General features: G+C 32.5%; 6 protein-coding genes and 1 pseudogene. All 7 read right to left on the bottom strand.

Translation table 11 applies throughout. The features are described from left to right. Positions 1-57 precede the first annotated feature (57 nt). Positions 58-1,260, bottom strand: a complete 1,203-nt coding sequence (locus ACMUOV_RS02355) for a FlgD immunoglobulin-like domain containing protein (protein WP_413853420.1) — start codon at positions 1,258-1,260, stop codon at positions 58-60. Further along, positions 1,253-2,512, bottom strand: a complete 1,260-nt coding sequence (locus ACMUOV_RS02350; RefSeq protein ID WP_413853418.1) for a hypothetical protein — start codon at positions 2,510-2,512, stop codon at positions 1,253-1,255. The genes ACMUOV_RS02355 and ACMUOV_RS02350 overlap by 8 nt, the downstream gene beginning before the upstream one ends. Further along, a complete protein-coding gene (locus ACMUOV_RS02345; RefSeq protein WP_413853416.1) occupies positions 2,509-3,258 on the bottom strand; it encodes a hypothetical protein in 750 nt (249 codons plus the stop codon). Before ACMUOV_RS02345 ends, ACMUOV_RS02350 begins: the two co-directional genes overlap by 4 nt. A 3-nt stretch (positions 3,259-3,261) precedes the next feature. Then, complete coding sequence (locus ACMUOV_RS02340) at positions 3,262-3,996, bottom strand: hypothetical protein (RefSeq protein ID WP_413853414.1); 735 nt, start codon at positions 3,994-3,996, stop codon at positions 3,262-3,264. An 87-nt stretch (positions 3,997-4,083) separates the two neighbouring features. Beyond that, on the bottom strand, positions 4,084-4,746 hold the full coding sequence (gene recO / locus ACMUOV_RS02335) for a DNA repair protein RecO (protein ID WP_413853412.1): 663 nt from the start codon (positions 4,744-4,746) through the stop codon (positions 4,084-4,086). A 101-nt stretch (positions 4,747-4,847) separates the two neighbouring features. Beyond that, the gene (locus ACMUOV_RS02330) at positions 4,848-6,104 is read right to left on the bottom strand and encodes a hemolysin family protein (protein ID WP_413853410.1); all 1,257 of its coding nucleotides are present in this window, start codon (positions 6,102-6,104) and stop codon (positions 4,848-4,850) included. A gap of 74 nt (positions 6,105-6,178) precedes the next feature. After that, positions 6,179-7,063 (bottom strand): annotated as a pseudogene (locus ACMUOV_RS02325) (hypothetical protein); the annotation flags it as partial.

Here is a 7,063-nt window from a genome sequence, read left to right as displayed (position 1 = left end):
TTCTTCTATACTTCTATCCCTCTATACTTCTATCCCTCAAAATTGCCACAGGCAATTTTATTTTACAAATGCTATCGTTCCGCTTATTAACTTGCTTTTACCTTTTACTTTTATCTGGTAAATATATGTTCCGCTTTCTACATAACGTCCGCTGTCATCTTTACCGTCCCAACTGAAACCGTCATCGTTTCCGCTTGTTATTGTTCTGACTTTTTTACCGTTTACGTTGTATATTTTTACGCTGTCACCTTCTTTTAGATAATTAAAAGCAAACACATCACCGCGGCTTTGTGCCCTTGCTTTTACTATTACCCTTCTTGCAGGTCTGTAATCACTATCAACCAAATTTATATCCGTAAATAATGCATAATAACCTGTTTTATTTATTTTTGCAGAAACTATTTTTTTCTCTACATCAACGGAATCAATGGGAACATTTTCGGTTATGGAACTTAAATCTGCTCCCTTTTTCAATGTAAAATTATCTCTTGAAGTTAATTCCGGATAAGAAATATTAAACATAATATCCTGCTCCAAACTTCCGTCTATTTCAACAGAATACAATTTAACCGGTTTATTAGGATTAACAATACGAATGGAAGAACTTGCCGGTGCATTGGAAGGAGTAATATAATCAGTTAATGGAAGTTCCTTAATAGCAAAAGTTTTTGAACCGCTATATGCACCTGCCGGAACAAAAAGATAAGTATCCGTTTTACTTTGGTCACCGGATTGCAACACTACGGTTTTTCCAGCAGAACCGTCAACAGCTGCCGATACGGAACTTGCAATGACGGCTTTTTGATAATACGGATTTTCCGAAGCATCTACCGGCCAACAAAAAGTTGAAGTTTTTGTTACCGTAGGAGATTTTGCATCCCTGTAAGTAAAAACTCCCTCTAATTGATAATTTACCGTATCACCTTCATTGGCATCAATATCGGTAGAAATATAAAAAGGATTATTATGATAAATACTGTCTTTTTTAACTTCATATATTGTTGAAGAATCGTTATTTATGTAGTATTTCAACTTAAAATCTACATTTTCTGCCGTTCCGAAATTAACGAGAACTTTTGCATTTAAAAATTTATCAATGCTTGAAATAGAATTTATTGCATTATGCTGAATTCCGTTACCTACAATTCTTCCCGTAAGCTTAAATGTGGAAGAAGAAACAATCGTTCTATCCGCAAAAGCGGATACAAAACAAAAAGAAACAAATAATAATACCAATAAAAATTTATTCAATTTATTCATAATATAACTCAACAGTAAGTGTATTTGTAGAATATGTACTACCTATAACGGCTTGTGCAAAATTAGCACCTATATAAACATACAACGGAAACCTTCCTGCCAAAAACGTAGCACCATAAAGCTGAGTTCCTCTTTTAGATATATCGGAACCGTTGTTCCAAATTAACGAATATTCATTATCAAAACCTGATGTTTTTAAATCCTGCATCCATATATAACAATAAGTTTTTTCATCTTTTTTATCACTTAAATCATAATCTATCTGATAAATTTTTAATTTATCTTTTGTAATGGTATATGTAGAAACTCTCCAACAGGCATCTATCCTTGCGGATGTATCATTTTCATTTATCAAACCGGCAGGATTATCTCCGCCTTCATATTTAGGATTTGCCACTATAGGAGCGGCAGTTGAAGTATTATTTGTATAAAACCTTACATAACAAGGATCGGAAGTTGAAGTTGAAGTATCAAATTGAATCCAATTCAAATCTATTTTTATATACTCGTTAGCCGCTTTCCAAGTAGAATCGGCCAAATCGGTATCAACATTTACGTCAAAAGAAAACGTATCCGAAGTTACGGCTTCATCAGTCCCTACTTTTGCCATAGACAATATCATTTGTTCCGCAGATGTAGTTTCGGGTTTTTCCCAACGGATATTATCAATTTCAATTTTATCACCGACATTATAGAACGCCTCATCCAAACCGAAAAGGAATAAATATTGAACTTTGTCCAAACCCGAACTTACAATATCGGACACAGGAACGGAAATCTCATACCATTTATCATTAGCAGAAAATAAAGGATTTATTTCCTTTAATGTTTTATAATACTCTTTTCCGTCGGCTTTAACACCGATTTTAAAATTTATCATTGCGGCATAAGATGTTTTCACCAAAAACTTAATATATCCGTTACTGTATGCCGTCATATCCAAAACACCGGCATTATTATTAACAGCAAAACCACCGCCGCCTGAAGTACCAGCATTTGTAGCGGTTAATAACCAATTAACTTTACCTTCTATCGTGGAATCGGACACATTATCTACGGAAAACCCCTGCTGCCCGCCTGTCCATTTCCACAAATCAATACGAACGGCATTTTCATCACTCTTATCGGCATCTATATTTGCACCGGAAAAAGTTTCCGTCAATATACCATAAACATTTCGATTCGGCACCGCAAAAGCAACCGAAGCAAAAACAAATACTAATACTAACACCAAAAAATTTTTTACTTTCATTTTTTCTTATCTATCCTAAATTCAACTGTTTTCGTTTTTATTGTTCCGTCAACATCAACTTCAACAGTCATAATATATTTTCCGTTTTTCAATGTTCCTTCAAAAAAGCCGGAACTAAAACTTCTTCTGTTCATGGCATATACGGGAGCCGTATTCAAAACTTCATATTCAAAAACAACATCTTTTCCTTTTTTTAAAGTATACTTAAGTTTAGGTCTAAAATAAAAATTAGATTTATTAACCACATCACATGTCATAACAAACTTATCATTAACAAAAGCATTTTTAAAATTACTTACGGAAAACGGAGTATATTCTTTATTTTCAGTTATATACTTTATAACATAAACCGGAAGACTTATAACGTTATTAACCGAGTCCTTAACTGTTGTAAACGATACCATAGCCGAAACATAACCGCTACCTGCCGCACCGGGTAAATCAACGGAACATTTTACCGTTTTACTTTCATAAGGTTTTATAACAAAACTCGAAACATCAACGGTAAGCCACGAAGAAACATTAACTTCCATATTATTGGGACTGTTTTCCCAATCTCTTGTAGTAATATAAACGGTCTCATCAAGCAAACCTTTATTTTCTACAACAAACTCCGCCGATGTTTTATTTTTATCCAAGCCCTTCAAAACAAGTTCCTGTTTAGTGGGGCTTACGGATATACCGGCAAATATAAAAGAACAAAACAAAATTACGATTAAATAACCTATGCTAAATTTTTTAAACATATTCTATTCTACAAACGCCTCTAAAATAACTATCGCGGCATAATCAACTTGAGGCATAGCATTATTAAAATTACAACCTATATACAAATAACTTGTATCGTTAGGTTTAATACCAAAATATCCGTCGGTAGGATTATCAACTATCCTTAAACCGTGTCCGCTCCATTGAACCGTTGAATAATTATTTTGCTCAAAACCGTCATCGGATTTATCAAGCATAAAAGAATATTTGTAATTTCCTTCACTGACGTTACCTTCCACGGTTAAGTCATCGGCAGAAGTACATGTATACGTTGAAGCATGCCATGCCAAAGGCAGAACGGAATAGGAAGATTCTTCATATCCTGTAGCCGCCGTCCCCTGCCCTACAAGCCCGTTAAAATAATTATCTATGGTGCCCGTATATGAACTGACGGTAGGGTCATAAGTATTTTGATTTTTTACATCGGTATAAATTCTTATTTTTGCGCTGACACTTGTTACCGTAGACCTAAAAGCAACATAACAATCGGACTGTTGATAACCGCCTTCGTTTGTTGCCGAAGACCACTTAACTTCCGACACTTTGGAATTATCCGATATTTTATAAATACCGTCAATCGTAAAATCAACACTTCCCGTCCCGGAAATTTTTGCGGTTGCCTTAAAAAAACCTATTTTTTTCGTATCTGCCGATATTTGACTTACGGCAAGAAAAACAACAAACAACAAAGTTATAAAACAAATAAATTTTTTCATACAAACACCTTTAACTGACATAATTTAAAATAATCATCTGTTATACTAACAAAAAAAAATTTTATTGTCAAATTTTTTTGTACAAATTTATATATAATTAATTTTTCTCAAAAAAATTCCGACAGACGGCTGTGATATATATGTTTTTAAATAACTTTCAACATAGCCCCACATTGCTTTATCATCATTGCATAAAAGTTCCTCAACGGTATCCAAATCATCTCCGCAACAGTTAGATATTTTTTTTAAGTAAATTATATCTTCCTTTTTCATATTGGAGTAATTTCTGTTCAAATAATCTATCATATTATATCCGGAAAGTTTTAACAACCTTAAAGAAAAAGCGGTTAATACTCTAATTGGAATTTCCGCCGTAACAAGTAATTGCCAGGTTCTTGATATAAGTTCATATTTTTTTAAATTCGGTAAATGCACGGGAGCAAACTTTGCACTTATTTCATTTACATAAAAAGCCAACATCATTCTATTAAAATCCTGTTTTAACTCGGTATTATTGTTTAAAATTTTTGCACCGGTAACGGTAGGCCTGCCATATTGGGAATTTTGATACACTATAAGTTCGCTTTCGGTTACAGGTTCCGTCGCGGCAGAAAGTTTTGCAACTATTTTTTTTGCACCCGGAACAATTGCATTTATTTTTCCCCACTTATCCGTATAAGCCGTTATTATTTTATCGGCTTCCGAAGATATTTCACAATTTAATATTAATGCTTTGATATTATGATACATTTTGTTCCTTTTAAAAATCACTTTGCGATTTTTAGCTTAGAGCTGAGCCGTGGACTTTGTCCACTCAGCTGATAGCTGATAGTTTTTTATTCAGCGATTTATCACTTGATTGTCAGTATTATTTTTTTTACTTTTTTTTCATCAACGGAATTTATTTCAACGTTTAAATTGTTCCATGTAAATTTTTCATATTTTTTCGGAATATGCCCGAAATATTCCAATACCCAACCGTTTATTGTTGAAAAATGATCTTCGGGAATATTTAATTTTAAACTATCGTTAACATCGGCAATAGACTCCGATGCGGTTATCAAATATTTATTTTCTTTTAATTTTATAATATTTTTATCCTTTTCGTCATATTCGTCCCAAACTTCACCTACAATTTCTTCCAATAAATCTTCCATCGTAACAAGCCCGATAGTCGAACCGAATTCATCAACAACTATCGCAATATGATGTTTCCCTTTTTGAAATTCAACTAAAATTTGTTTTATATAGGCAGTTTCGGGAACATAATAAACTGGTCTTATAATATCGTTTAACATTAATATGCCGTCATTTCTCCATGCAAGCGCAATATCTTTTGCCGTAATTATACCTATTATATTGTTTATACTTTCTTTATATACGGGAACTCTTGAAAACCTTGCGGAAATTATTTCTTCGGCTATTTTTTTCATCGGTTGTTCAACATCAACCGCAACTATATCCGATAAAGGAACCATAACCTGTGTAATTTTTGTTTTTCTAAATTCCATAATTCTGTTTATAATTTTTCTTGATATTTTAGATAACGGAGAAGTCTGCTCGTTTGACAATAAAAATTCAACTTCATCCGGTTGTATTAACGAAGGTTCATTTTTTTTTGAGCCGAACAATTTTAATATATTGTTCGATATTGATACTAAAAAATCATTTAATTGTTTTATTAAAATTGACAATTTAATTACGGCCGGTAAAGTTTTAACCGCATATTTTTCTGCTTTATATCGTGCAAAAGTTTTGGGAATAAGGTTTGCAAATATTAAAGTTGTTATTATCGATACAACGGGAATTATTATAAGCCATAATTTTTTATTAAGTCCGTATATATCCGACAAATCAATACCTATCGAAGTTGTTGCAACACCTACGGCAACTATCGATACGTTCATTAAAACTATCAAAGTTGTAATTACATTATCGGAGTTTTGTTCCCAATATAAAAAATATTTATAAACTTTATTATATTTTTCTTTTATCCTTTTTATATGCGCAGTATTTAAACTTGTTATCGCCGTTTCAGCCGCAGAAAAATAAGCGGCCGTAACCAAGAAAAATAAAAAGATGATAAATTTTATTATTACTATACTCATTTTTTATTAAAAATCGCACTTCAAATTTTTATTCCGCAAAAATTTACGTTAATAAAAACATCAACAACTTACTTTTAAGTTCTTTTAAAAAATTTTTCAAGTTCACCGTGTGTTATTTTATACACCGTCGGTCTTCCGTGCGGACATGTGTAGGGCATTTCACATAAAAACAAATCGGAAATTAAACGAATTGCCTGTTTATCGGTAACCGTATCTCCCGCTTTTATACTGCTTTTACATGCCTTTTTTATTATAACATCGTTTATTTGTTCAACGGAAGGTTTTGTTTCATATTCTAAACAATCAATTACGGAATTAACAATATCCGCACAATTTATTTTTTGCCCCAACAATGCCGGATATGCGGAAATTTTAAAAGTATTTTCACCGAATTCTTCAACGGACAAACCTAATTCGTTAAAGTATTTCAACGAGTTTTTAAGTATTGCGGTTCGCGGTTTTGATAATTCAAATATATCGGGAAATAACATTTGTTGAATTTGTAAAGAATTTGAGGCAACTTCATTTTTAAATTGTTCGTATTTTATTCTTTCCTGAGCGGCATGTTGGTCTATAATAAAACATGTATCCTGTTTTTCGATAAGCAAATAAGTGGAAAATATCTGCCCGATAAATTTAAAATCTTCAGTTTGCAAATGTTCAAGTTCCTGCTGTTTTTCAACCGGTTGTTGCGGTTGAAATGTCGAATATAAATTTTTATAATCCGAAACGGATAATTGTTTATTTACGGATAAATTATCAGGTATATAAACTTTACCGTAATGCTGTTTAGGAAGGGAATAATTAAATTTTTCTTTATTATAAACGGGTTGTTTAATATTTACATCTCTTGAAAAATCCGTCGCAATACTTTCGGAAGTTCCCGGTAAACTTGATACGGAATCTTCCTCAACGGCTTTTTTTATGAAAGAATAAAACAATTCATACATTTGATTTTC

This window comes from Candidatus Ruminimicrobium bovinum, assembly GCF_902760015.1.
Classification (GTDB): domain Bacteria; phylum Elusimicrobiota; class Endomicrobiia; order Endomicrobiales; family Endomicrobiaceae; genus Ruminimicrobium; species Ruminimicrobium bovinum.
The sequence above is the reverse complement of the archived record's forward strand: the minus strand, read 5'-3'. Positions and strand labels throughout refer to the sequence as shown.

Bases quoted from the DNA above. Each gene is read 5' to 3' on its own strand.
- ACMUOV_RS02355 (WP_413853420.1), bottom strand. From the start codon at position 1,260: ATGAATAAATTGAATAAATTTTTATTGGTATTATTATTTGTTTCTTTT.
- ACMUOV_RS02350 (WP_413853418.1), bottom strand. From the start codon at position 2,512: ATGAAAGTAAAAAATTTTTTGGTGTTAGTATTAGTATTTGTTTTTGCT.
- ACMUOV_RS02345 (WP_413853416.1), bottom strand. From the start codon at position 3,258: ATGTTTAAAAAATTTAGCATAGGTTATTTAATCGTAATTTTGTTTTGT.
- ACMUOV_RS02340 (WP_413853414.1), bottom strand. From the start codon at position 3,996: ATGAAAAAATTTATTTGTTTTATAACTTTGTTGTTTGTTGTTTTTCTT.
- recO (WP_413853412.1), bottom strand. From the start codon at position 4,746: ATGTATCATAATATCAAAGCATTAATATTAAATTGTGAAATATCTTCG.
- ACMUOV_RS02330 (WP_413853410.1), bottom strand. From the start codon at position 6,104: ATGAGTATAGTAATAATAAAATTTATCATCTTTTTATTTTTCTTGGTT.